Raw genomic sequence first — 22,749 nt, forward strand, 5'->3', positions numbered from 1 at the left:
CAGATGAAGCAGATCGCACTCGATATTGGTTTGGCCCCAGGCCCTACGCTCAAGAACTTTTTTGCAGGCCCCAACCTTGCCGCGCTGCAGCACTTGCAGCTCTGGGCTGGCAACGACAAGCGTTCACCCGTGCCTACCTATGTGTGGGGTGAGGGCGGCAGCGGAAAAACCCATTTGCTGCGTGCTGTGCAAGCCGCTTTGCGCGAGCAAGGATGCCCTGTGGGCTGGCTCGATGCGTCGGTGGCTGAGCCCACGGCATTTGATGAGTCGTGGCGAGTGGTCATCTTGGACGATGTGCACCTCTACACCGCCGTGCAGCAACATGCTGCTTTCAATTGGTTTGTCAACGCCACCACGCCCAGCGATGGCCAGCAGCGCTGGGTGTTGGCTGCAGGCAATGTGCCGCCCAGCGACTTGGCCTTGCGCGAAGATTTGCGCACGCGCCTAGGCTGGGGGCATATTTTTCAATTGCAGGTGCTCAGCGAAACCGAGCGCCGTGCCGTGCTGCGCCAACAGGCCGATGACCGAGGCGTGTTCTTGAGCGACGAGGTGATGGACTTCATGCTCAACCGCTTCAGCCGTGACCTCAGCAGCCTCATTCAACTTCTTGATCAACTCGATGGTTACGCTCTGCAAACGCAACGCGCCATCACCATCCCGTTGATCAAAGCCATGCTGGAAACCATGTGATGAAACTCGCCTTATTCGACCTTGACCACACCTTGCTACCGATCGACTCTGACCAGTCGTGGGGCGAGTTCACTGTGCGTTTGGGCTGGCATGAGCGGGATGCATTCATCAAGCGCAATGACCAGTTTTATGCCGACTACCAAGCCGGTACTTTGGATATTCACGAATACGTGCGCTTTGCCTCTGAGGCGTTTTGCCAGCGCGGGCCAGAGGTGGCAGCCGAGGCCCATGCGCAATTCATGCGTGAGGTGATTGAACCTGCCATCCGTCCCGAGGCCTTGGCCTTGGTGCAAAAGCACCGTGAAGCGGGCGAGCGCGTCATCATCATCACCGCTACCAACGAGTTTGTGACCCGCCCAATTGCCAAAGCCTTTGGCGTGGACGACCTCATTGCGGTCGAGCTGGTACGTGATGCGAATGGCTGGTTCACCAACGAAATCAGCGGTGTGCCCACCCTGCGCGAAGGAAAAGTGCAACGTCTGCAACAATGGCTCACACGCGAAGGTTTGGACTGGGCCGATGTAGAGACCACCTTCTACAGCGATTCCCGCAACGATTTGCCCCTGTTGGAACGCGTCAACCACCCCGTGGCGACCAACCCCGACAACACACTGCGCGCCGTGGCCCTCGAAAAAGGCTGGCCGATTTTGGAACTCTTTCCCAAACAATGATCAAACACTTCATCAACAAGCTGATGGGCAAAACGTCCAGCAGCCACAAGCCAGACTTGGGCAAGCGCCATGTGGTGCCAGCCAAAGTGCATGGCATCAATGTCGACTGGGTCGACGAGCGCGCCCTGAACGTGGTGCGCACCCTGCAAGACCGAGGCTTTGAGGCCTACATCGTGGGCGGAGCCGTGCGCGATTTGTTGCTTGGCTTGAAGCCCAAAGACTTTGACGTGGCCACCAACGCCACGCCCGAGCAAGTCAAAGCGGCATTCCGCCGTGCTTTCATCATTGGCCGCCGTTTCCGTATCGTGCATGTGGTGTATGGCCGAGGCCGTGAGCATGAAGTGATTGAGGTGTCTACCTTCCGTGCACACCTCGATAACGCAGACGCCGAAAAAGTCAAAGGCAACGAGCGCACCAGCAAGCGCCAACTTGAAGGCATTCAACACGCGGTAGACGCCAGCGGCCGAGTGCTGCGTGACAACGTGTGGGGGCCGCAAGACCAAGACGCGGCACGCCGCGACTTCACCATCAACGCCATGTATTACGACCCCGAAACGGGCAACGTGATTGACTACCACGGCGGCATTGCCGACGCGAAGAAAAAAGTCATCCGCATGATTGGCGACCCCGCCGCCCGCTACCGCGAAGACCCCGTGCGCGTGATTCGTGCTGTGCGTTTTGCGGCCAAGCTCTCGGGTTTAGGTTTCAAGATGGAAGCCAAAACAGCCGCGCCGTTGAAGAAAGCCGCCAAGCTCTTGGCCGATGTGCCGCAGAGCCGCTTGTTTGACGAAATGCTCAAGCTCTTGCAAACGGGGCACGCGCTGGCCAGTATTGCGCAGCTCAAGCAGCACGGTTTAGCCAAAGGCATCTACCCGCTGCTCGACATCGTGGTGGACCGCTCAGACGAACAATTTGTGCAAACCGCTTTGAACGATACCGACCGTCGCGTGAGCGAAGGCAAGCCCGTGGCGCCCAGCTTCTTGCTGGCTTGTGTGCTGTGGTCGGATGTGCGCGAAGTGTGGGCGCAACGCCGCGCCAAGCAGCCGTCTTTCCCTGCCTTGCAAGATGCGATTGACGAAGTGTTTGATTCGCGCATTGGTGATGTGTCGGGACGCGGCAAGCTCGGTGCCGATATGCGCGAAATTTGGATGATGCAGCCGCGCTTTGAAAAGCGCACCGGCAGCGGCCCTTGGACTTTGGTGGACCAATCGCGCTTCCGTGCTGGCTTTGACTTCATGCGTCTGCGTGCCGATGTGGGCGAGGTCGATGAATCCTTGTCGGATTGGTGGCAAGAGTTCAGCACAGCCAGCGACAGCGTGCGCGAAGACCTGTTGCAGCAAGTGCGCCAAGAACAACAAAAAGCCCAACGCGCACCCCGCGTGCATTCGGTGCGTCGTGCCCCTAAGCCCGAAGCTGAAGATCCCCGCTTTCGTGAGCTGGCACCCGAAGGTGAAGAGGGCGCAGTCGCACCTGCCAGAAAACGCCGCCGTCGCCGTCGTAAGCCCACAGGTGAAGCAGGCGGCGCACCCGCCGCCGAGTAAAAGACCTCGCCGTGTCAGCAGCTCCCGTCATGGCATGTGTGGCTCTGGGCGCCAATTTGGGCGATCCTGTGGCCACTGTGCAGCAAGCCTTGCGCGATGTGGCGGCTTTGCCTGAGACGCAGTTGTTCAAAGCGTCGTCGCTGTACTGCAGTGCACCCTACGAGGCGCAAGGCCCAGACTTCATCAATGCAGTGGTCCTCGTCCAGACTCAGCTTAGTCCACTGGCTTTGCTGCATGCGTTGCAAGCGCTCGAGCTGCAAAGTGGGCGTGAACGACCATTTAAAAATGCGCCGCGCACGCTCGACCTTGACATCATTTTTTATGGTGACACTGAGCTGCTCACACCAGAGCTGACTTTGCCGCATCCACGTTGGCACGAGCGAGCCTTTGTGTTGCTGCCCTTGGCTGAGGTATGGCCGGAGCGGGTGAGTGCAGAGCAATTGTCTGCAGTGCAGACTCAAGCTATTCAGGTGATCTGATTGCCCGAGCCTTCAGATAGGTATGACGCAGCGCGGGATGTTCATAGAATTCTTATGAACATTTTTTCTGCGTATTTGCGGTTTGAATCGCTTCGTATTCTCCCTTCAAGCGAGAGAGTTCAGCTTCTTGTTGCTTAGTTCCGCCCAGTGCGAACCATGCTGGAAAAAATAATATGCCTCCTGCCGCGATGGCCTTGTCATTGCTTGCAGCTTCATCTAAACGTCCTGTCAATTGATTGACTCGGCCGCTCAGGCGAGCCATTTCACTTCTTAATTGGTCGCAATCTAAGTTCGAGAACTGTGTTGGGGAAACGTAAGACGCAGTGATATCTTTTCCAGCGGTTGCGCATCCAGCTAACAACGAAATAACAGACACGGTAGTCAGGAACACATTTATTTTGTTTTTCATCAGGGCCTCTACAAATTGGTAAGTTGAATTGCACCTCGCATTTATGAATTAAGGTGTCATTTAATTGTACTTATAAAGTATCAATTTAATTCCTACTCAGGTCTGGTTTGAATTGACCAGAAAGCTTGATGATGTGAATAAAGAGAGCTTATGGTTTTTAGAATTGGCTATGAACTTTTCTACCATTCCACTTGCTGTTCAAGCCGTGTTGCTGTTGGTTGCGGCCAATGTGTTCATGACCTTCGCTTGGTACGGCCACCTCAAGAGCTTGGCTAATTCGCCTTGGTATACCGCTGCGTTGGTGAGTTGGGGTATTGCATTGATGGAGTATTTGCTGCAAGTGCCGGCCAATCGCATTGGTTTTCATGAGGCGGGTTTGCAAGTGGGGCAGCTCAAAATCATGCAAGAAGTGATCACTTTGGCGGTGTTCGTGCCGTTTTCGGTGTTTTTCTTGAACGAACCCCTCAAGCTTGACTACTTGTGGGCAGGTTTGTGCATGGTGGGTGCGGTGTATTTCATCTTCCGAACTTGAGCCCGTTTACACTTTCACACAGTTTCATAGGAGTTACCCCATGCTGTTTGGGAAGTTGCTGCCCACCGAGGGCAATTTTTTCGTCATGTTCAACCAGCACGCTGACCGCATTGTCGAAGCTGCGCACGCGTTCTCAAACTTGGTGGCCAACTATGGCGACACCATGCTGCGCGAGAAGTACAACACCGATGTCGACAACGCCGAGCGCGGCGCCGACCGTGTGACACACGAGTGCAACGTCGCTATTCACAAAACTTTCATCACGCCCATTGACCGTGAGCAAATTCACTCGCTCATCAACACCATGGACGATGTGGCTGACCTGATTCAAGACACAGCCGAGACCATGGCCTTGTACGACGTGCGCGTGATGAACGAAGAAATCACACGTTTGACCGACTTGAGCGTGAAGTGCTGCGAGCGCTTGCGTGATGCCGTGTACATGCTCGAAAAAATCTCCGACCACGCCACTGCTGAAGCCGCTTTGAAGACGTGCGAAGAAATCGACAAACTTGAATCTGATGCCGACCGTGTGATGCGCAGCGCCATGAGCAAGTTGTTCCGCGAAGAACCCGATGTGCGTGAAGTGCTCAAGCTCAAAGCCATTTATCAGCTGTTGGAAACTATCACTGACAAATGCGAAGACGTGGCCAACTTGATCGAGGGCATCGTCCTCGAGAACTCTTGATCACGGGCTGACCATGGAAACCGTACAAACCGCCTTTTGGGTGGTCGCTTTGTTGGTGGCATTGGCTTTGCTGTTCGACTTCATGAACGGCTTTCATGATGCGGCCAATTCCATTGCCACCGTGGTGTCGACGGGTGTTTTGAAGCCAGCGCAAGCGGTGTTGTTTGCTGCGTTTTTCAACTTCGTGGCGATCTTCATCTTTCATCTGAGCGTGGCCGCCACAGTGGGCAAGGGCATTGTGATGCCTGGCGTTGTGGACACCCATGTGGTGTTTGGTGCTTTGACTGGAGCGATCACTTGGAACGTGATCACTTGGTATTACGGCATCCCCAGCAGCTCGTCGCATGCGTTGATCGGTGGTATTTCTGGGGCTGTGATTGCCAAGGCGGGCACCAGTGCTTTGTTGGCGGCTGGCATTTTGAAAACCGTGGCCTTTATTTTTGTTTCACCTTTGTTGGGCTTTTTGTTGGGCTCATTGATGATGGTGGCCGTGGCTTGGATCTTCCGCAGCTTTCGCCCCTCTCGGGTGGATAAGTGGTTCCGCCGTTTGCAGTTGGTGTCTGCTGGCGCCTACAGCTTGGGTCACGGCGGTAACGATGCCCAAAAAACCATTGGCATCATTTGGATGCTGCTTTTGGCGACAGGCTACGCCTCGGCTGAAGACAAGTCGCCTCCGAGCTGGGCCATCGTTAGCTGTTATATGGCCATTGGCTTGGGCACCATGTTTGGTGGCTGGCGCATTGTGAAAACCATGGGCCAAAAAATCACCAAGCTCAAGCCGGTGGGTGGCTTTTGTGCCGAAACGGGCGGTGCCATGACCTTGTTCTTGGCAACGGCCTTGGGCATTCCAGTCTCCACCACACACACCATCACCGGCGCCATCGTGGGCGTGGGTTCGACGCAACGCGCCAGTGCGGTGCGTTGGGGTGTGGCCGGTGGCATTGTCTGGGCTTGGATTTTGACCATTCCCGCCAGTGCTTTTGTGGCAGGCGTGGCTTACTGGGTGAGCTTGCAGCTGTTCTGAGCTACTTTTTAGGCCTTGTCATGACGCACCGTTTGGGACACCAGCGGTGCGTTTTGTTTTGGGCGCTATAATGGCAGGCTTTTCAGCGTGTCGCAGGCCGGGTGGCTTAGCGCGTGTCTCAAACGTTGAAAGAATTTTCCACCCGAAGGATTCATCATGGTCGTTATCCGACTCTCACGCGGCGGTTCTAAAGCCCGTCCGTTTTTTAACATTGTTGTGGCTGACAAGCGCGATCGTCGCGATGGTCGCTTCATCGAGCGCATTGGTTTTTACAACCCAATCGCCAAAGGCCAAGCTGAAAGCTTGCGCGTTGCACAAGACCGCTTGAACCACTGGACCAGCGTGGGTGCTCAATGCTCTCCCACTGTGATCCGTTTGGTCAAGCAAGCTGCTAAAGCTGCTGCTTAATTGAACAAAGGCACCGCGATGACGCTGGGCTTAGAGTCCGCAGAACTTCCTGCGGACGCTATCGAAGTCGGGCGCATCGCAGATGCTTGGGGCATCAAAGGCTGGTTCAAGGTCTTGCCCTATAGCGCTTCTCCGGAAGCGCTTTTTTCTTCCAAGCGTTGGTTTTTACAACCCGCTGAACGAGGTGCCAAAACCTTCTCTGGCACCGTGCTTCTGAAAGTCAAAGAAGCCAAAGAACACTCTGATTCTGTGGTGGCCACATCGGCCGAAGTGCCTGACCGCAACGCCGCAGAACTACTCAAAGGCGCACGCATTTTTGTCTCGCGTGCCAGCTTTCCTACCCCCGAAACCGACGAGTACTACTGGGTTGACCTGATTGGCTTGGATGTGGTCAACCGCGAAGGCGTGGCGCTCGGTGCTGTGCGCGAGCTGTTGCATACAGGTCCGCAAACCGTGTTAGTGCTTGCTTACGAGGAAGACGGCAAGGCCAAAGAGCGCATGATTCCGTTTGTATCGGCCTATATCGATACGGTCGACTTGCCCGGTCGCCGCATCATTGCCGATTGGCAACCCGATTACTGAATCCACTCGTCCAAGGCCATGGCCATGCGCTTTGACATCATCACTTTATTTCCAGAATTGTTTGAGCCGTTTCTCAAAACAGGCGTGACGCGTCGTGCCTATGAGTCGGGGCAAGTCGAGGTGCGTTTGTGGAATCCGCGCGACTACGCCGAGGGCAACTACCGCCGTGTCGATGACCGTCCCTTTGGCGGCGGTCCTGGCATGGTGATGCTGGCTGAGCCTTTGGCTGCATGTTTACATGCCATTCGCGCCCAGCGTGGGCAAGACCGCGATGTGGCTCCGTTGGTGTTGTTTTCACCCATTGGTGAGACCCTGCACCATGCCGCGGTGCAACGTTGGTCGGACAGCCAGGGGGCTGTGTTGTTGTGCGGTCGTTATGAAGGCATTGATCAACGCTTCATCGATACCTATGTCGACGCTCAAATCAGCCTTGGTGACTTTGTGTTGTCAGGTGGCGAAATCGCAGCCATGACGCTGCTGGATGCTGTGGCCCGTTTGCAGCCAGGTGTGCTCAATGACGAAGGCAGCCACCAGCTCGATAGCTTCAACCCCGCCTTGGATGGCTTGCTGGACTGCCCGCACTACACCCGTCCCGAGCAGTGGGAAGGGCAGGGTGTGCCGCCCGCGCTGGTGTCAGGCCACCACATCAACATCGAGCGCTGGCGCCGTGACCAGCGCTTGCTGCTGACCGCCCGTCTGAGGCCTGAGCTGATTGAGGCGGCCCGCGCCGCATCCAAGTTGACCCCGCAAGACGAGGCTGTTTTAAAGGCCTAAAACTCGCTATAATGGTGGGCTTTTCGATCCTCTGGTCGGCCGCTTCGCGCCTTTGTTGCAAGAAGCCTTTTGTGTAGCGCGATCAAGATCTTTAGAGGAAAACATGAACCTGATCCAAACTCTCGAGGCAGAAGAAATTGCCCGCCTCGGCAAATCTATCCCTGAATTCGCACCTGGCGACACAGTCATTGTGAACGTCAACGTGGTTGAAGGTACACGCAAGCGTGTGCAGGCCTACGAAGGTGTGGTGATCGCTAAGCGTAACCGTGGCCTCAACAGCGGCTTCACCGTTCGCAAGATCTCTAGCGGCGAAGGCGTGGAGCGTACGTTCCAAACTTACAGCCCATTGATTGCTAGCATCGAAGTCAAGCGTCGTGGTGATGTGCGTCGTGCCAAGTTGTACTACTTGCGTGACCGCAGCGGTAAATCGGCTCGTATCAAAGAAAAATTGGTCACCAAGTCGGCCGCAGCTTCTAAAGCCGCAGCAGCCGCTCAATAAGCAGGTTAGCCCTTGCTTAGAAGCCACCCCAAGTGAAACTTGCGGTGGCTTTTTCTATGTCCAAACTTCCTGCTTTCGATCCCCAACAAGTACCCGTGTTCCAAGTGGACACGCATCTGGATGCCGTGCCTGCCCACCACCTCACGCCGCAGGCTTTGCAAGCGCGTTTTGCCAATCCACCGCAGTGGCAGCCCGAACTGGTACGCGAGCGAAAGTTCATGGATCGTCAGCCTGCCCAAGCTGCCGTGTTGTTGGGCATAGTGATGCGTGACGAGCCCACCGTGCTCTTGACCCAACGTCCCTCACACATGTCCACGCATGCAGGGCAGATTGCTTTTGCAGGTGGCAAGTGCGACGAGGCGGATGTGGATGTCGCTGCCACTGCCTTACGTGAAGCGCAAGAGGAGGTCGGACTAGACGCTCATCATGTGCAGGTGCTGGGCACCTTGCCCGAATACGTCACCGGTTCGGCTTTTTATGTGACGCCCGTGGTGGCTCTGATTTCACCGGCTATGACGCTACAACTCAACACCCACGAGGTGTCGGATGCCTTTGAAGTGCCATTGGCTTTTTTGATGAATCCCGCGCATCACCGCTGGCACCGCTACGACTTTGAGGGTGTGACGCGCGAATGGTTGTCTATGCCTTACCAAGACGGCGATCAGATGCGCTTTGTGTGGGGCGCGACCGCGGGGATGTTGCGTAACTTTTACCGATTCCTGTCTGCTTAAGCTGACTGAAGTCAGCAAAATTGAAAGATCTGACAGCTATCATTCAGACATGAGTTTTCTTTCCCTGCTCCTTGCGTTGTTGATTGAACAAGCCCGCCCCTTGGCGCGAGGCAATTGGGTGCACGGCACCATTCGCACATGGGTCATGTGGATTAGCCAAACCTTGGATGCAGGCCACCCTCGGTTGGCGTGGACCACATGGTCCTTGGCTGTTGGTTTGCCTGCGCTCATCGCTACGGTGGTTCACTGGGTGTTGATCGGCATTTTTGGATGGCCTGTGGCGATGGTTTGGAGCGTGGCGGTTTTGTATGTCACGCTCGGTTTTCGGCAGTTCAGCCACCACTTCACAGACATTCGCGATGCCTTGGATGTGGGCGACGAACGCTTGGCGCGTGAGTTGTTTGCGCAGTGGCAGCATGTGGAGGTGAGCACCTTGCCTCGTAGCGAGTTTTTGCGGCATGTGATTGAGCATTCGGTGCTGTCTGCGCATCACCATGTGTTTGGTGTGCTCACATGGTTCTCTGTGTTGGCTGCTTTGGGATTGGGGCCAGCAGGCGCTGTGATTTACCGCATGAGCCAAACGGTGTCACGCACTTGGCAAGCCACGCCCAAGGCCACCAAAGGTTGGGTGAGCGACACCTTGCAAAATGCCGCACGCCAAGCTTGGCGGCGCGTCGACTGGCTACCTGCACGGCTGACTGCCATAGCGTTTGCCGTGATGGGAAATTTCGAAGAAGCCATTGATTGCTGGCGCACCCATGCCCAACGATTCCCAGATGACAACGATGGTGTGGTGTTGGCCGCTACGGCTGGTGCACTGAATGTCCGCTTGGGCGGTGAGGCACTGCATGCGACTGAAGATGACCTCAGCCAAGACAGCGAAAGCACACCGGGTCGTGCGCCTGAGATGGCCCATTTGCCCAGTGTGGTGGGCCTGATTTGGCGCAGCGTGGTCATGTGGATGGTGTTGCTGGCCCTATTGACCTTGGCGCGTTTGCTGGGCTAATCAGTAGTTCGCAGGCTGCGTGAGTTCGGCAAACAACATGCCGTACAGCTTGTAACGCGATGGGCTGATAGCCCCAGCTTCTACCGCGTCTTGCACCCCGCACGAAGGCTCGTGCAAATGCGTGCAGTTGTAAAACTTGCAGTTCGCCACATGCGGTTTGAAGTCGGGCATGTAGGCTGCCAACTGCATGGCATCGATGTGATGCACGCCAAATTCTTGAAAGCCTGGCGAGTCAATCAAACCCGTTGTGCGCTCGGCATCCACCCAATGCCAGGTGGTCGATGTGGTGGTGTGTTTGCCTGAGTTGAGCGCCTGCGAAATCTCTGCGGTCGCGACATTGGCGTTGGGTACCAACGCATTGATGAGTGTGCTTTTTCCTGTGCCTGAAGGGCCGAGTACCAGCGTGGTTTTGTGCTTCAAGCGCTCAGGCAAGTCGGCCAAATCGCCGGTTTTAAACGCCCCCTGCAGCACGGTGTAGCCCATTTTGACGTAGGGCTCAAGTCGGTTGAGGGCGCGCGTAAAAGGCTCTTTCAAATCACTTTTGTTGAGCGCGATGATGGGCGTGATGTGCTCTGCCTCGGCTGCAATGAGGGCACGCGTGAGCTGCATTTCAGAAAACTCAGGCTCGGCGGCAAGCAGGATCAAGACTTGGTCTAAGTTGGCCGCAAACGATTTGGTGCGAATCTCGTCTTGTCGGTAAAACAAGTTGTGACGTGGCTCTACTTTTTCAATCGTGCCTTCGTCGCTGCTGGCTAACCACTGCACGTGGTCGCCCACCACCACTTGGCTTTTTTTGCCACGCGGGTGGCAAATGCGGCGCTCACCATCAGGTGTTTCCACCACGCAGTGTCGTCCGTGGCTGGCCACCACCAAGCCGGCTTGCTTCATGCGGCCATGCGCGCCAAGCGCTGTGAGGCGGGCGGGTGCGAGTAGTAAAACGCCACATACCAAGGGTCTGGCGTGAGAGTGGAGGCGTTGTCTTGATAGAGCTTGAGCAGTGCGTTGGCGAGGGCTTTGCCATCGCTGTTGGCCACGGCATAGGCATCGGCTTCAAACTCAAATTTGCGTGAGCGACGCGCCGACAAGGGGGACACAAAAAACGTGAACAAAGGCAGCACCAACATGAACAGCAGCAAGGCCAAGGCACTGTTGTTGCCATTGAGGTTAGGCATCACGCCCAAGCCTGTGTAAAACCATACTTGCTGCGATAACCAACCCAACAAAGCTAGACCAGCCAAACTTGTGGCAAAGCTGGTGGCCATCATTTTCAAAATGTGGCGGTGTTTGAAGTGGCCGAGTTCGTGGGCCAACACGGCTTCCATTTCATCGCCATTCAATTTGGCGAGCAGCGTGTCGAAAAAGACCACGCGCTTGGCGGCTCCAAAGCCAGTGAAGAAGGCGTTGGAGTGGGCAGAGCGGCGGCTACCGTCCATCACGAAAAAACCTTTGGCGGTAAAGCCTGAACGGGTCATCAGCGCTGTAACGCGATCTTTGAGCGTGGCGTCTTCCAGGGGGGTGAACTTGTTGAACAAGGGCATGATGACGTTGGGCGCAATCCACATCACAAACAGTTGGTAGGCCACCAAGGCTGCCCAGGTGTAGAGCCACCACAAGGTGCCGCCCGCTTGCATGAGCCACAGTACCAACCAGAGAATAGGCAAGCCCAACACCATGCCCACCAACAAGCCTTTGAGTAGGTCGCTCACCCACAGCTTGGGCGTGGTGTTGTTAAAGCCAAAGCGCTGCTCGATGCCAAAGGTTTGAAACAGGGACAAAGGCAAGCCAATCAAACCACCAATCAAACTGAAGCTCACCACCAATGCAATTTGCTGGCCCATGCCCGCACCCAACAAGTCGAGTGTGATTTGGTTAAGTAAGTCCAAACCACCGAGCAATGTCCACGCCACCAAGGTGAGGGCATCTAGCCCCATATCGGCCACACCCACGCGCGCTTTGGCCATGGTGTAGTCGGCTGCTTTTTGGTGAGCCTCTAAGCTGATGGTGTGCGCAAAAGCTGCTGGCACTTGGTCGCGGTGTTGTGCCACGTGACGCACTTGACGGCTCATGAGCCAGAGTTTGGTGAGCAAGTTGGCGACCAGCAAAACTGCCAGCGTCAAGGTCATCGCGAGAGAGGGATTCATCATGGGGGAGGAGTTTAGATGATGGGCGACAATCTGGCTTATGTCTGAAGTTGCTACCTCTCCTGTTGCCCCCCAAAAACTCGCCAAGTCGGACTTGAACTTGGTTTGGCTCGATTGCGAAATGACGGGGCTGGACCCCGAGCGTGAGCGCTTGCTGGAAATTGCGGTCATTGTCACCAGCCCTGATTTGTCGGTGCGCATCGAAGGGCCCGTGTTTGTGATTCATCAAAGCGATGAACTGCTCAACAAAATGGACGCATGGAACAAGGGCACGCACGGTAAGAGCGGCTTGATCGACAAAGTCAAAGCCTCGACTGTGACCGAGGCTGAGGCTGAAGCGCAGCTGATTGCCTTCATGAAGCAATACGTGACCAAAGGTGTGTCACCCATGTGCGGCAATACCATTGGTCAGGACCGCCGCTTTTTGAACAAGTACATGCCCAAGCTCGAAGCGTGGTTCCACTACCGCAACGTGGATGTGAGCACTTTGAAAGAGCTGTCACGCCGCTGGAAGCCCGAGGTGTTGAACGCCTTCAAAAAGGCACAGAAACACACAGCGCTGGCCGATGTGCATGAGTCCATCGACGAGATGATTCACTACCGTGAACACTTTTTGAAACTGTGATTAGGTAAAAACCCGAATCCGTGTCATAATCACCTTCTTCGCTACCAAGACGTAGCGAATTTGTACATCTCCCTTCATTCACCGGGCTCGCGAAATGAGCCCCATGCACTGATAGCCCCGTTGCGGGTCAGAGCAAGTTCCGTTTGATGGTTGATGTTTTTTAACCATGAACGGAGCAGCCGCACAACTTGCGGCGCTCACGTGCGAGAGAAAAAATCATGACTGACACTTTGAACGTGACAGGCGAATTTGCGCCTGCCGAAACTATTTCTATGCCTGAGCAAGAAGCACAACAGACCAACGGCTTTGTTGAATTGGGTCTGGCCCGCGAATTGGTGCAAGCTGTGGCCGACCTCGGCTACACCCAACCCACCACGGTCCAACAAAAAACCATTCCATTGGCATTGCCTAATGAAAGCAGCCAAGGCTTCATCGACTTGATGGTGTCTAGCCAAACAGGCAGCGGCAAAACCGCAGCCTTCTTGTTGCCTGTGTTGCACACCTTGATCCAGCAACAAGCCCAAGCTGAAGCCGCAGACAAAGCTGCTTGGGACAAGCTCGTGGCCGATGCTGCTGCCAAAGGCGAAGAGCCACCTAAGCGCCCCAAGCGCAAAGACCCCACCAATGTGCGCAACTTCAAAGCCCCCACACCCGGCGCTTTGATCGTGTGCCCTACACGTGAATTGGCCCAGCAAGTGGCGCATGACGCGATCGACTTGGTTAAGCACTGCCGTGGCTTGCGCGTGGCCAACGTGGTGGGCGGTATGCCTTATCAGTTGCAAATTGCCAAGCTGCAAAACGCCAACCTTGTGGTGGCTACGCCTGGTCGCTTGCTCGACTTGCAACGCTCCATGCAAATCAAGCTGGAAAAAGTGCAGTTCTTGGTGGTGGACGAAGCCGACCGCATGCTCGACTTGGGTTTTGCCGATGACTTGGCTGAAATCAACCAACTCACCATCGGCCGCAAACAAACCATGATGTTCAGCGCCACGTTTGCGCCGCGCATTCAGCAATTGGCCGCACGTGTGATGCGTGAACCTCAACGCGTGCAAATCGACTCACCTCAAGAGAAGCACAACAACATTCGTCAAGTGCTGCACTGGGCAGACAACGCACAACACAAGCGCCGCTTGTTGGATCACCTCTTGCGCGATACCACCATCAACCAAGCGGTGGTGTTTGCCAGTACCCAAATTGAGTGCGATGGCCTAGCCAATGACTTGCAGCAAGAAGGCTTCTCGGCTGTCGCTTTGCACGGCGCTTTGAGCCAAGGTTTGCGTAACCGCCGCTTGATGGCTTTGCGCAATGGTCAAGTGCAGTTTTTGGTGGCCACCGATGTGGCCGCACGCGGCATTGACGTGCCCACCATCACCCACGTGTTCAACTTTGGCTTGCCCATGAAGTCAGAGGACTACACCCACCGCATTGGCCGTACAGGCCGCGCGGGTCGTGATGGCTTGGCTGTGACGTTGGCTGAATTCCGCGACAAGCGCAAAATTTTCGACATCGAAGCCTACACACGCCAACAGTTCACAGCTGAAGTGATTCCAGGTTTGGAACCCACACAACGCCTCGAACAACGTGGCGGTGGTCGTGACTACGATCGCAAAGGTGGCGGCAAGTTTGGTGGCGGTGGCCGTGGCTTTGGTGGTAAAAAATTCGGTGGCCGTTCAGAAGGTCAAGGTTATGGCCGTTTCGAGCCGCGCTTTGATGACCGTCGTTCGTCCGGTAACCGTTTTGAAGGTCGCTCAGACAACCGCTTCGAAGGCCGCCAAGACGCTCCGCGTTTTGAAGATCGCCGCGGTGGCAACTTTGAGCCACGCAGCCATGAATCACGTGGTCACTTTGGCGAAGGCCGTGGCGCACCTCGCGGTAACTTCGGTGCACCTCGTAGCTTCGAAGATCGTGCACCATCACGCGGCCCTCGTGCCCCGTTTGAAGCCGGCCGCACGCCATTTGACAAGCCTGCACGCCCTGCCGGTAAATCGTTCGGTGGTGGCTTTGATGCGAAGAAACGCACGCCTAAGCCACGCGTGGCGCGTTAATTAGGCTTTCACCGCTTGGGCCACAAAGTCCAAGCGGTCTTGTCCCCAAAACATCTCGCCATTCACCATGTAGGTAGGTGCGCCAAACACCTGCGTGTCGATGGCGCTTTGGGTGTAGGCGTCGTAGCGAGCTTGCACCTCGGGCGTGTCAGACAGCGCCATACAGGCCGCATCCAATTGATGCGCGCTCAGCAAGGCCGCTAAGGTGGCCGCATCGGCAATGTCGCGTTCTTCCTGCCACACCGCTGACAACACTGCACCGGTGATGGTCAACGCGGCATCCGTGCCGTGGTGCATGTCCACCGCAATGATGAGTTTGGCTGCTGGGTCCCCTGCGACAGGGAAAAACTTCGGGTGCAAGTTGATTGGCAAGTTCAGCGCTTTGCCAAAGCGTGCCAATTCCACCAGTCGATAGGCTTGACGCTGTGGTGCACGTTTACCCAAGGGTAGGCCTCCTGAAATAGGGAACACTTTTCCCAAATCCATGGGCATCACACGCACGGTAGCGCCTGCTGCCTTGGCGATGTTCACAAAGCGTTGGTGGCCCAGATATGTCCAAGGGCTTTGAGGGGCTAAGTAGTAATCCACGGTTTTGCTCATGTCTGTCTCCTGTGTGTTTAATAGTGCGGGGGCAATTCATCGCGTAGGCTACGAAAGCCGCCTGTGCCTCCATCGGGTGCTTGCTGGCGCAGCTGGCTCACTTCGCGAATGAGCGCATCAATTTGCTGTTGTTGCTGAAAGATGGTTTGGTTGAGTTGCTCCACCAAGTCTTCGGTGAAGCTGGCCTTGATTTCAAGGTCCATCAAACGTTTGTCAATCTCGGTGTTGGGCATGGGTTGTTTATTCGTGTGTTTTATCGAGCTTGTTCAGTTCTGTGCGCAATGCTTCGAGCTCTCGCTTGTAGCTTTCGGCGTCGCCAAAATCAACAAAGCCTGTGTAGTAGGGGTGGGCTGCCATGATTTTGCGTGCGTGTTTGATGGGGCACCAATACTGTTCGGTGCGTGCCACCACTTCGCGTGCGTAGGCCATCAAGCCATTGCCGTATGAGCAATACGCACAGTTGAATTTTTCCAGCAAGTTCAAATACGCCAAGTGTGAGCGGTCAAACACAAAATAATCTGAGCGTTTGACACGTGCGATGCCATACACCGGAAAGCAAATGGCTTGGTACAAGGTCACAGCCACATCCAGCAACACCATGGGGAAGAACACGGCATAAATGACGGGGGCGGTCAGTGCAGTGAGCAAACTGCCTGAGAGGATGTAGGCCAGTAGCCCCGTTTTGAAGCGGCGTTGTTGTTCTAGCACCTCATGTTCAAAGCGCACACGGGTTTCTTCAAAGTCGGCCTGCAATTCAGCGCGTTTGCGCTTCATTTCGAGCTCGATTTCTGCTTCCATGTGCTGGATACGAGCCAGCAATTCACTGATTTTTGGATTCATAAATCACCTTGTTTCGCTAGATTATGGGTGGTTACGTGCGAAAATGCGCTGTACTTGTGGCCTAATTAGGGGCTGTAACTTTTTTTACTTGGAAATTTCATGGGAAACAAAATCGTCACTGAAGCCGACCGCAAACGCGCACCAAAACCAATTCCACTGCCAGGCACTGTGCTGCGCACAGGCGGTCGTGGCCAACGCGTGAGCCTTGAGCGCGGTGTTGCGACACGTAGCAAAAAGAACCCTGGCAAGCGCACCAACAAAGGCGGTTAATCCGCTTTTGTCCTTGTGACAGCCAAACAAAAAGCGACCCTTGGGTCGCTTTTTTGTTGGCTGGGCATGAAGCCCATCACTCGGGTAGTTCGATTTTGACTTCGAGCACTTCGAGGTTGTCGTGACGCTCCAGATTCACCTTGATGTCATCTGGATTGATCTTCACGTATTTGGAGAGCACGGCCACCAAATCGCGCTGCAAATCAGGCAGGTAGTCGGGCTGTGGGTTGCGGCCTGTGCGCTCGTGGGTAAGGATGAACTGCAAACGCTCTTTGGCAACGTTCGCTGTTTTTTTCTTCTCACCGAGTAAGAGAGAGAGCAACGACATGGTTTACTTCCCGCCAAAAATACGTTTGAGCAAACTAGGCTTGACGTTCTCGGTGAAGCGCATGGGCAAGTCTTCGCCCAAGAAGCGGCTGATCACGTCTTTGTAGGCTTCTGATACATCTGTTTTTTCCAAATGCACAGCGGGCAAGCCTTGGTTAGAAGCGGTGAGCACGGTTTCAGATTCGGGAATCACACCGATCAAAGGAATGCGCAAGATGTCTTGGATGTCCTCGAGCGACAGCATGTGACCATCTTCTACGCGGCTAGGGTTGTAGCGCGTGATGAGCAAGTGTTCTTTGATGGGTGTGTCGCCTTCGATGGCACGCTTGGTTTTGCTGCTGAGCATGCCCAAGATGCGGTCAGAGTCACGCACCGAAGACACTTCGGGGTTGGTCACCACCAAGGCTTCATCGGCAAAGTGCATGGCCATCATGGCGCCTACTTCGATACCGGCGGGGGAGTCGCACACGATGTAGTCGAACTTCATTTCTTTGAGTTCGTTCAACACGCGCTCTACGCCGTCTTGTGACAGCGCATCTTTGTCACGCGTTTGCGAAGCCGCCAACACGTACAAGTTGTCGCATTGCTTGTCTTTGATCAAGGCTTGGTTCAGCGTGGCTTCACCATTGATGACGTTGATGAAGTCATACACCACGCGACGCTCGCAGCCCATGATCAGGTCGAGGTTACGCAAGCCCACGTCAAAGTCGATGACGACCGTTTTGAAGCCGCGCAAGGCGAGGCCAGAGGAAAAACTGGCGCTGGTTGTGGTCTTGCCCACACCGCCTTTGCCAGAGGTCACCACCACGATTTTTGTCATGAATAAAGCCCTAGTTGTTTCTGATAATTAATTGATGAATTTTACAGTGCTTGCATCACCAACTTATCGCCTTGCAGGCTGATTTGCGCAGGCTTACCCGCCACGTCTGAAGGCAGCGGTGCATCACCGCTGGTGCGGTAGGTGCCAGCGATCGAAATGAGCTCAGCCTCAAGGCTGGAGGTGAAGATGCGTGCTTGTTCGTCACCACGCGCACCGGCAATCGCTTTGCCACGCAGCGGAGCGTACACATGGATGTGGCCATCGGCCATGATTTCAGCGCCGGGGTTCACCATGGCCAGCACGATCAAGTCGCGGCCTTTGGCGTACACGTGCTGGCCTGAGCGCAATGGCTTGTCGATGACCATGGCTGCGCTGTTGCCGGTTTGTACTTCGCGCACCACTTCCACTTCGCGAATCACCTCTTGCACCACGGTTTCCACGCGAGGCGCAGCAGGCGCTTGAATGCTCAAGTCGCGCGCTTCAAACAAACCGGCTTGGTGAGCGTTAGCTAATTGGTGTTCATTCGCGCCGCGTACGGCCACAGGCAGCATTTGGTGGGTGCGCAACATCAAGCACACCGAAGGGAGATCCAGCAGGTTGTCAGGGTCTTCTAGGACGCTCAGATCGATCACCACGGGGTCGTTGTCAAAGAAGCCAGGGGTAGCCCCCAAACGGCGTGCCATGTCGGCTTGCAGGGCTGATATGTCTGGGGTTTTGAGGAGGAAAGACACCAAGGGCAACGAGGCACTTTTGATTTCGTAGGCGTGTGGCGCGGAGGCTTGGCTCATAAGACTTGCAAAAATTGGAAAACCTGAACTTTACACGGCAAGGGTATTGATACCTAGGTAAACTTTTTCAAATGCACACCCATTACCTTGCCCGTTCCATTTTTGTGCCTTTTGCACTCAGTGCTACCGCGGTCTTGGCGCAGCAAGCCACAGCGCCTGCTGCTGCCCCTTCGGACATGGGGCGCATCGAAATTACCAGCGGCCGTGACAACGACACACAGCAGCGCCGTGAATCCACCGCCAGCAAAATTGTGATTGGTCGTGAAGAGATTGAGCGCCAAGGTGATTCCAACTTGGGCGAAATTTTGAAGCGCATGCCTGGCATCACCTTGGGCGGTGCGCCTGGGCGAGGCGGCGGTATTCGCATGCGTGGCTTGAGCCAAGGCTACACACAAATCTTGCTTGATGGTCAGCGTGTGCCGCCCGGCTTTAACGTCGAGTCACTCACGCCCGAGATGATTGAGCGCGTTGAAATTTACCGCGCGCCCACGGCGGAGACCGGTGCACAGGCCATTGCAGGCACCGTCAACATCATCACCCGCGAAGGCCGCAAAGGCATGCCCACCGAGCTGAAAGTGGGCTCGTCGTTTCAAGGGGGCTATGCGTCGCCGACCGCTTCAGTGGTCAAGTACCACGATGCGGATCAATGGACCGCCAACTACACACTGTCTGTGAACCGATACGCAGCGCCGGACCACAGTGAGAACGATTTAACGCGCACAGAAACCGTGGGTGCGAATTCGTACAAAACAGACCGTCAACGCGTGAGCGATAGCCATTACGCTCGCGAAGGTCTGCATGCGACGGCCCGTTTGCAGCTCAAGGGCGATCCAGGTGAAACCTTCACACTGATGCCATTCATCGCCCTGTCACAAGGCACAACGCCCGGAACGATTTTGGCGACGCAAACATCGACCAACCCGACCACCGCGGTTGGCTCAGCCACGGCCACCAACGAAAACCAAAATCATTTTGCGGTGATGCGCTTGAATGGCCAATGGCGACGCAAGCTCTCGGCCGACAGCAGCATGGAATGGAAGTTCAATGTCGGTGGGTGGAACAGCCACAACGAATACCAACAAACATCGACAGCACCTCGCTTATTGCCCGCCCTGTCTGAAAACTCACATGTTCAAGATCGCTCAGCAAGTCTCAGCGGCAAGTACACCAACGTGAGGGGTGGAGGACATCAGTGGGTGAGTGGAGCCGAGGCCGAATCGGTGCGACGCACACAGACCGTGGTGGGTGCTTACCAAAGCGTGGCGGGCAGTGCGGACTACCAAGCCAGCTCCATGCGCTACGCCGTGTATTCGCAAGACGAGTGGCAACTCACACCTCACTGGGCCACGCACCTAGGCGCGCGCTACGAGGGCTTGACCACCGAAGGCAACACCTCAGCAGGTGATGTGACCAACCGTAACAGCGTGTTCACCCCTTTGTTGCATGCCATGTGGCGACCTGATCCTGACAGCCGTGATCAAGTGCGCATGAGCCTCACGCGCAGCTTCAAAACGCCCACCATGCCCACGCTGTTGGCGCGTCGCGCCTACACGCGTGATGACAACACCGCGACCAACCCCGATGTCTCTGGCAACCCCAATCTCAAACCTGAGATTGCGACAGGCCTAGATGTGGCCGTCGAGCGTTATTTGCCTCAAGGTGGCGTGTTGAGTGCCAGTGCTTTTCATCGCAAGGTGCAAAACCTGATTCGCAATGTGACCACGCAAGAGTCGAGTGGGCGCTGGCTGTCTAGCCCGCAAAACATCAGTGAAGCCGTCACCGAGGGTGTTGAGCTGGAAGCGAAGTTCCGCATGGACCAATGGATCGCCGATGCACCGCACATTGACCTGCGTAACAACCTGAGCTTTTACCGCTCCCGCGTGCTCAGCATCATGGGGCCAGACAACCGTCTCGACCAACAACCGAGTATGACGGCCAACTTCGGTGCGGATTACAAACTCAAGTCGGCGCCGCTCACGGTCGGCGGCAACATCAGCTACAACCCCGGCTACAGCACGCGCTTGAGTGCAGAGCAGTTGAGTCTCATTTCGCAAAAACGTGTCATGGATGTGTACGGTTTGTGGCGTGTCGATGGCACGACCGCTTGGCGTGTCACCCTCAGCAACCTCAATCCGCTCAACTACAACACGGGTAGCATCTACAGCGGCAACGGCGTGGTTGAAAACAGCCACACCACCAACCGCAGCTGGACCAATGTGCAAATCCTCTTGGAGAAAAAACTATGACGCAACGTGACGGCGCTTGGTACGACCGCATGTACAACAACCGCGCGCTTGTCCCCGAGTTCGCTGAGCACTTTGCATACTGGCGCAACACTTCGGCGCAAGTGCGAGCCACGCATCGTTGCTTTCAAGACGTGGCCTATGGCCGTGGTTTGAATGAAACCTTGGATATTTTCCCGAGTGACACAACAGCTGACAAAGCCCCTGTGGTGGTGTTCATTCATGGCGGTTATTGGCGCTCGCTCGACAAAGCGGATCACTCATTCATTGCACCCACCTTCACCGCACAAGGCGCGCATGTGGTGGTGCCCAACTATGCCTTGTGCCCCGCAGTGACGGTGTCTGACATCACATTGCAAATGGTCAAAGCTGTGGCATGGGTGTGGCGCAACATCCACCGTTTTGGCGGTGACCCGAGTCGCATCACCCTCGTGGGGCACTCAGCGGGTGGTCATTTGGCAGCCATGTTGCTGGCGTGCGATTGGCCTGCCTTCGCCGCTGATTTGCCAGCGCATTTGGTTACCAAAGCGTTGTCGATTTCAGGTTTGTACGAGCTGCAGTCTGTGCAAGCTGCGCCTTACCTCAAAGACAGTTTGCGCCTCACCGATGACGTGGTGTTGCGCAACAGCCCAGCATGGATGCCCGCACCTAAGAAAGGCATGCTTTACAGCGTGGCCGGTGGCATCGAGAGCGAAGAGTTCATTCGTCACAACCTGCTCATTCAGCAGTCTTGGGGCAAAGGCTGCGTGCCTGTGGCTGAGACCTTGGAAGGCTTGCAACACTTCAGCATCGTTGAGGCGTTGACTCAACCAGGCCATCGTTTGAACACCTTGGCCATTGAGCTGCTGAACAAGTAAATACACCAAGCTGAACCAGCGCAATAAAAAAGCCTGTCATGCGTAAAGCAGACAGGCTTTTTGTTAAGGGCCAAGCGCGAGGTTTACATCAACAGATGTTCGCCCGCGTTATCGCCGCCCAAGATGACGTAGTTCACCTTGCGCACATCCATCAACTTGGTGCCGCCGGCATAGCTGATCGAGCTTTGCACGTCTTGCTCCATTTCGATGAGTGTGTTGGCCAACTTGCCTTTGACGGGCTCGAGGATGCGTTTGCCTTCCACGTGCTTGTATTCGCCTTTGTTGAAGTCAGAGGCTGAGCCGTAATACTCTTTGAACAACTCGCCGTTGACTTCCACCGTCTTGCCTGGCGACTCTTCGTGGCCTGCAAACAGCGAGCCAATCATCACCATGCTGGCGCCAAAGCGAATGCTCTTGGCAATGTCGCCGTGACTGCGAATGCCGCCGTCCGCAATGATGGGCTTGGTCGCCACGCGGGCGCACCACTTGAGCGCTGACAACTGCCAGCCGCCTGTGCCAAAACCAGTTTTGAGTTTGGTGATACACACCTTGCCTGGACCCACACCCACTTTGGTCGCGTCAGCGCCCCAGTTTTCGAGGTCGATCACAGCTTCAGGTGTGGCCACGTTGCCCGCAATGATGAAGCTCTTTGGCAACTTGGCCTTGATGTAGCCAATCATGTCGCGCACGCTGTCGGCGTGGCCATGGGCAATGTCGATGGTGATGTATTCAGGTGTCAAACCAGCAGCGGCCAGTGTGTCCACTGTTTCGCGATCTGGGGCTTTGACGCCCAAAGAGATGGAGGCAAACACGCCCTTGGCATGCATGTCTTTCACGAATTGGACGTTGTCCAAATCGAAACGATGCATCACATAGAAGTAGTTGTTTTGCGCCATCCACAAGCAGATGTTTTCATCCACCACGGTTTTCATGTTGGCGGGCACAACTGGCAAGCGAAACTTGCGGCCACCGAGTTCAACACCTGCATCGCATTCAGAGCGGCTTTCCACGCGGCACTTGCGTGGCAGCAACAAGATGTTGTCGTAATCAAAAATTTCCATTTCCCAAGCTCCAGAAAATAACGTTCGAAGATTGAGCGCTTGGCTTGGCCGGTTTTTTCAGGCGCAAAAGGCAGGCCAAAAAAAACCGAGCACAAGAA

At 55.4% G+C, this 22,749-nt stretch carries 28 protein-coding genes; 18 read left to right on the plus strand and 10 right to left on the minus strand.

The window, feature by feature from the left end; genetic code table 11:
• The first annotated feature begins 3 nt into the window (after nt 1–3).
• The 4 genes from hda to folK are packed head-to-tail and all read left to right on the plus strand — an operon-like array spanning nt 4 to nt 3,381.
• A complete protein-coding gene (gene hda, locus QMG27_RS03585; RefSeq protein WP_281813299.1) occupies nt 4–690 on the plus strand; it encodes a DnaA regulatory inactivator Hda in 687 nt (228 codons plus the stop codon).
• The gene (locus QMG27_RS03590; RefSeq protein ID WP_281813302.1) at nt 690–1,361 is read left to right on the plus strand and encodes an HAD family hydrolase; all 672 of its coding nucleotides are present in this window, start codon (nt 690–692) and stop codon (nt 1,359–1,361) included. Before hda ends, QMG27_RS03590 begins: the two co-directional genes overlap by 1 nt.
• Entirely contained in the window at nt 1,358–2,902 is a 1,545-nt protein-coding gene (gene pcnB, locus QMG27_RS03595) for a polynucleotide adenylyltransferase PcnB (protein WP_281813305.1), read from the plus strand. Before QMG27_RS03590 ends, pcnB begins: the two co-directional genes overlap by 4 nt.
• Nucleotides 2,903–2,913: 11 nt before the next feature.
• Complete coding sequence (gene folK, locus QMG27_RS03600) at nt 2,914–3,381, plus strand: 2-amino-4-hydroxy-6-hydroxymethyldihydropteridine diphosphokinase (protein WP_281813307.1); 468 nt, start codon at nt 2,914–2,916, stop codon at nt 3,379–3,381.
• A gap of 52 nt (nt 3,382–3,433) precedes the next feature.
• Here folK and QMG27_RS03605 read toward each other — a convergent pair whose 3' ends face one another.
• Nucleotides 3,434–3,790: a hypothetical protein gene (locus QMG27_RS03605; RefSeq protein WP_281813309.1), complete on the minus strand. Its 357-nt coding sequence runs from the start codon at nt 3,788–3,790 to the stop codon at nt 3,434–3,436.
• Nucleotides 3,791–3,959: 169 nt separating this feature from the next.
• Here QMG27_RS03605 and QMG27_RS03610 point away from each other — a divergent pair, with 169 nt between their 5' ends.
• The 9 genes from QMG27_RS03610 (at nt 3,960) to QMG27_RS03650 (ending at nt 10,034) form a co-directional block, all read left to right on the plus strand.
• Entirely contained in the window at nt 3,960–4,322 is a 363-nt protein-coding gene (locus tag QMG27_RS03610) for a DMT family protein (protein WP_281813311.1), read from the plus strand.
• Between the two features lie 40 nt (nt 4,323–4,362).
• Nucleotides 4,363–5,010: a DUF47 domain-containing protein gene (locus QMG27_RS03615; protein WP_281813313.1), complete on the plus strand. Its 648-nt coding sequence runs from the start codon at nt 4,363–4,365 to the stop codon at nt 5,008–5,010.
• Between the two features lie 13 nt (nt 5,011–5,023).
• Nucleotides 5,024–6,034 (plus strand): inorganic phosphate transporter, encoded by a 1,011-nt coding sequence (locus QMG27_RS03620; RefSeq protein ID WP_281813315.1) that lies wholly within the window; start codon nt 5,024–5,026, stop codon nt 6,032–6,034.
• Between the two features lie 156 nt (nt 6,035–6,190).
• Nucleotides 6,191–6,442 (plus strand): 30S ribosomal protein S16, encoded by a 252-nt coding sequence (rpsP, locus tag QMG27_RS03625; RefSeq protein WP_281813317.1) that lies wholly within the window; start codon nt 6,191–6,193, stop codon nt 6,440–6,442.
• 18 nt (nt 6,443–6,460) lie between these two features.
• Complete coding sequence (gene rimM, locus QMG27_RS03630) at nt 6,461–7,024, plus strand: ribosome maturation factor RimM (RefSeq protein ID WP_281814501.1); 564 nt, start codon at nt 6,461–6,463, stop codon at nt 7,022–7,024.
• A 24-nt stretch (nt 7,025–7,048) separates the two neighbouring features.
• Nucleotides 7,049–7,798 (plus strand): tRNA (guanosine(37)-N1)-methyltransferase TrmD, encoded by a 750-nt coding sequence (trmD, locus tag QMG27_RS03635; RefSeq protein ID WP_281814504.1) that lies wholly within the window; start codon nt 7,049–7,051, stop codon nt 7,796–7,798.
• Between the two features lie 103 nt (nt 7,799–7,901).
• Nucleotides 7,902–8,297, plus strand: coding sequence for a 50S ribosomal protein L19 (gene rplS, locus QMG27_RS03640; protein ID WP_281813319.1), 396 nt, complete (start codon nt 7,902–7,904; stop codon nt 8,295–8,297).
• Nucleotides 8,298–8,353: 56 nt separating this feature from the next.
• Nucleotides 8,354–9,028: a CoA pyrophosphatase gene (locus tag QMG27_RS03645; RefSeq protein WP_281813321.1), complete on the plus strand. Its 675-nt coding sequence runs from the start codon at nt 8,354–8,356 to the stop codon at nt 9,026–9,028.
• Nucleotides 9,029–9,077: 49 nt separating this feature from the next.
• On the plus strand, nt 9,078–10,034 hold the full coding sequence (locus tag QMG27_RS03650) for a CobD/CbiB family protein (RefSeq protein WP_281813323.1): 957 nt from the start codon (nt 9,078–9,080) through the stop codon (nt 10,032–10,034).
• Here the strand turns inward: QMG27_RS03650 and rsgA are convergent, their stop codons facing one another.
• Entirely contained in the window at nt 10,035–10,922 is an 888-nt protein-coding gene (gene rsgA, locus QMG27_RS03655) for a ribosome small subunit-dependent GTPase A (protein ID WP_281813325.1), read from the minus strand.
• Nucleotides 10,919–12,175, minus strand: a complete 1,257-nt coding sequence (locus QMG27_RS03660) for a M48 family metallopeptidase (RefSeq protein ID WP_281814507.1) — start codon at nt 12,173–12,175, stop codon at nt 10,919–10,921. Before QMG27_RS03660 ends, rsgA begins: the two co-directional genes overlap by 4 nt.
• Nucleotides 12,176–12,215: 40 nt before the next feature.
• Here QMG27_RS03660 and orn point away from each other — a divergent pair, with 40 nt between their 5' ends.
• On the plus strand, nt 12,216–12,800 hold the full coding sequence (orn, locus tag QMG27_RS03665; protein WP_281813327.1) for an oligoribonuclease: 585 nt from the start codon (nt 12,216–12,218) through the stop codon (nt 12,798–12,800).
• Between the two features lie 218 nt (nt 12,801–13,018).
• Complete coding sequence (locus tag QMG27_RS03670; RefSeq protein WP_281813329.1) at nt 13,019–14,845, plus strand: DEAD/DEAH box helicase; 1,827 nt, start codon at nt 13,019–13,021, stop codon at nt 14,843–14,845.
• Here QMG27_RS03670 and QMG27_RS03675 read toward each other — a convergent pair whose 3' ends face one another.
• The 3 genes from QMG27_RS03675 to QMG27_RS03685 are packed head-to-tail and all read right to left on the minus strand — an operon-like array spanning nt 14,846 to nt 16,285.
• On the minus strand, nt 14,846–15,445 hold the full coding sequence (locus QMG27_RS03675; protein WP_281813332.1) for a 2-hydroxychromene-2-carboxylate isomerase: 600 nt from the start codon (nt 15,443–15,445) through the stop codon (nt 14,846–14,848).
• A 17-nt stretch (nt 15,446–15,462) separates the two neighbouring features.
• Nucleotides 15,463–15,678: a SlyX family protein gene (locus QMG27_RS03680; RefSeq protein WP_281813334.1), complete on the minus strand. Its 216-nt coding sequence runs from the start codon at nt 15,676–15,678 to the stop codon at nt 15,463–15,465.
• Between the two features lie 7 nt (nt 15,679–15,685).
• Nucleotides 15,686–16,285: a hypothetical protein gene (locus QMG27_RS03685; protein WP_281813336.1), complete on the minus strand. Its 600-nt coding sequence runs from the start codon at nt 16,283–16,285 to the stop codon at nt 15,686–15,688.
• 99 nt (nt 16,286–16,384) lie between these two features.
• On the opposite strand from QMG27_RS03685, the gene QMG27_RS03690 reads away from it, so the two are divergent.
• Nucleotides 16,385–16,555: a hypothetical protein gene (locus tag QMG27_RS03690; protein ID WP_281813338.1), complete on the plus strand. Its 171-nt coding sequence runs from the start codon at nt 16,385–16,387 to the stop codon at nt 16,553–16,555.
• Nucleotides 16,556–16,631: 76 nt separating this feature from the next.
• Here QMG27_RS03690 and minE read toward each other — a convergent pair whose 3' ends face one another.
• Genes minE through minC form a run of 3 tightly spaced genes read right to left on the minus strand, consistent with a single transcriptional unit; the run spans nt 16,632 to nt 18,490 of the window.
• Nucleotides 16,632–16,883 carry a cell division topological specificity factor MinE gene (minE, locus tag QMG27_RS03695; protein ID WP_281813341.1) on the minus strand — a complete coding sequence of 84 codons (252 nt, stop codon included), beginning with the start codon at nt 16,881–16,883 and terminating at the stop codon, nt 16,632–16,634.
• 3 nt (nt 16,884–16,886) lie between these two features.
• Nucleotides 16,887–17,702, minus strand: a complete 816-nt coding sequence (minD, locus tag QMG27_RS03700; RefSeq protein WP_281813344.1) for a septum site-determining protein MinD — start codon at nt 17,700–17,702, stop codon at nt 16,887–16,889.
• A 41-nt stretch (nt 17,703–17,743) separates the two neighbouring features.
• Nucleotides 17,744–18,490: a septum site-determining protein MinC gene (minC, locus tag QMG27_RS03705; protein ID WP_281813346.1), complete on the minus strand. Its 747-nt coding sequence runs from the start codon at nt 18,488–18,490 to the stop codon at nt 17,744–17,746.
• 71 nt (nt 18,491–18,561) lie between these two features.
• On the opposite strand from minC, the gene QMG27_RS03710 reads away from it, so the two are divergent.
• A complete protein-coding gene (locus QMG27_RS03710) occupies nt 18,562–20,736 on the plus strand; it encodes a TonB-dependent receptor (RefSeq protein WP_281813347.1) in 2,175 nt (724 codons plus the stop codon).
• Nucleotides 20,733–21,590 (plus strand): alpha/beta hydrolase, encoded by an 858-nt coding sequence (locus tag QMG27_RS03715; RefSeq protein WP_281813350.1) that lies wholly within the window; start codon nt 20,733–20,735, stop codon nt 21,588–21,590. The genes QMG27_RS03710 and QMG27_RS03715 overlap by 4 nt, the downstream gene beginning before the upstream one ends.
• Nucleotides 21,591–21,673: 83 nt before the next feature.
• Here QMG27_RS03715 and QMG27_RS03720 read toward each other — a convergent pair whose 3' ends face one another.
• On the minus strand, nt 21,674–22,651 hold the full coding sequence (locus QMG27_RS03720; protein WP_281813352.1) for a GMP reductase: 978 nt from the start codon (nt 22,649–22,651) through the stop codon (nt 21,674–21,676).
• Between the last annotated feature and the right edge of the window lie 98 nt (nt 22,652–22,749).

This window comes from Limnohabitans sp. MORI2, assembly GCF_027925025.1.
Lineage (GTDB): Bacteria > Pseudomonadota > Gammaproteobacteria > Burkholderiales > Burkholderiaceae_C > Limnohabitans.

Excerpts from the sequence above, each read along its gene's own strand:
- QMG27_RS03615 (WP_281813313.1), top strand. The coding sequence starts at position 4,363 with ATGCTGTTTGGGAAGTTGCTGCCCACCGAGGGCAATTTTTTCGTCATG.
- QMG27_RS03685 (WP_281813336.1), bottom strand. The coding sequence starts at position 16,285 with ATGAATCCAAAAATCAGTGAATTGCTGGCTCGTATCCAGCACATGGAA.
- trmD (WP_281814504.1), top strand. The coding sequence starts at position 7,049 with ATGCGCTTTGACATCATCACTTTATTTCCAGAATTGTTTGAGCCGTTT.
- QMG27_RS03670 (WP_281813329.1), top strand. The coding sequence starts at position 13,019 with ATGACTGACACTTTGAACGTGACAGGCGAATTTGCGCCTGCCGAAACT.
- QMG27_RS03610 (WP_281813311.1), top strand. The coding sequence starts at position 3,960 with ATGAACTTTTCTACCATTCCACTTGCTGTTCAAGCCGTGTTGCTGTTG.
- QMG27_RS03680 (WP_281813334.1), bottom strand. The coding sequence starts at position 15,678 with ATGCCCAACACCGAGATTGACAAACGTTTGATGGACCTTGAAATCAAG.
- pcnB (WP_281813305.1), top strand. The coding sequence starts at position 1,358 with ATGATCAAACACTTCATCAACAAGCTGATGGGCAAAACGTCCAGCAGC.
- rpsP (WP_281813317.1), top strand. The coding sequence starts at position 6,191 with ATGGTCGTTATCCGACTCTCACGCGGCGGTTCTAAAGCCCGTCCGTTT.
- QMG27_RS03620 (WP_281813315.1), top strand. The coding sequence starts at position 5,024 with ATGGAAACCGTACAAACCGCCTTTTGGGTGGTCGCTTTGTTGGTGGCA.
- hda (WP_281813299.1), top strand. The coding sequence starts at position 4 with ATGAAGCAGATCGCACTCGATATTGGTTTGGCCCCAGGCCCTACGCTC.
- minD (WP_281813344.1), bottom strand. The coding sequence starts at position 17,702 with ATGACAAAAATCGTGGTGGTGACCTCTGGCAAAGGCGGTGTGGGCAAG.
- QMG27_RS03710 (WP_281813347.1), top strand. The coding sequence starts at position 18,562 with ATGCACACCCATTACCTTGCCCGTTCCATTTTTGTGCCTTTTGCACTC.
- QMG27_RS03690 (WP_281813338.1), top strand. The coding sequence starts at position 16,385 with ATGGGAAACAAAATCGTCACTGAAGCCGACCGCAAACGCGCACCAAAA.
- rplS (WP_281813319.1), top strand. The coding sequence starts at position 7,902 with ATGAACCTGATCCAAACTCTCGAGGCAGAAGAAATTGCCCGCCTCGGC.
- QMG27_RS03605 (WP_281813309.1), bottom strand. The coding sequence starts at position 3,790 with ATGAAAAACAAAATAAATGTGTTCCTGACTACCGTGTCTGTTATTTCG.
- rimM (WP_281814501.1), top strand. The coding sequence starts at position 6,461 with ATGACGCTGGGCTTAGAGTCCGCAGAACTTCCTGCGGACGCTATCGAA.
- QMG27_RS03720 (WP_281813352.1), bottom strand. The coding sequence starts at position 22,651 with ATGGAAATTTTTGATTACGACAACATCTTGTTGCTGCCACGCAAGTGC.
- rsgA (WP_281813325.1), bottom strand. The coding sequence starts at position 10,922 with ATGAAGCAAGCCGGCTTGGTGGTGGCCAGCCACGGACGACACTGCGTG.
- QMG27_RS03590 (WP_281813302.1), top strand. The coding sequence starts at position 690 with ATGAAACTCGCCTTATTCGACCTTGACCACACCTTGCTACCGATCGAC.
- QMG27_RS03660 (WP_281814507.1), bottom strand. The coding sequence starts at position 12,175 with ATGAATCCCTCTCTCGCGATGACCTTGACGCTGGCAGTTTTGCTGGTC.
- QMG27_RS03675 (WP_281813332.1), bottom strand. The coding sequence starts at position 15,445 with ATGAGCAAAACCGTGGATTACTACTTAGCCCCTCAAAGCCCTTGGACA.
- QMG27_RS03650 (WP_281813323.1), top strand. The coding sequence starts at position 9,078 with ATGAGTTTTCTTTCCCTGCTCCTTGCGTTGTTGATTGAACAAGCCCGC.
- orn (WP_281813327.1), top strand. The coding sequence starts at position 12,216 with ATGTCTGAAGTTGCTACCTCTCCTGTTGCCCCCCAAAAACTCGCCAAG.
- QMG27_RS03645 (WP_281813321.1), top strand. The coding sequence starts at position 8,354 with ATGTCCAAACTTCCTGCTTTCGATCCCCAACAAGTACCCGTGTTCCAA.
- QMG27_RS03715 (WP_281813350.1), top strand. The coding sequence starts at position 20,733 with ATGACGCAACGTGACGGCGCTTGGTACGACCGCATGTACAACAACCGC.
- minE (WP_281813341.1), bottom strand. The coding sequence starts at position 16,883 with ATGTCGTTGCTCTCTCTCTTACTCGGTGAGAAGAAAAAAACAGCGAAC.
- minC (WP_281813346.1), bottom strand. The coding sequence starts at position 18,490 with ATGAGCCAAGCCTCCGCGCCACACGCCTACGAAATCAAAAGTGCCTCG.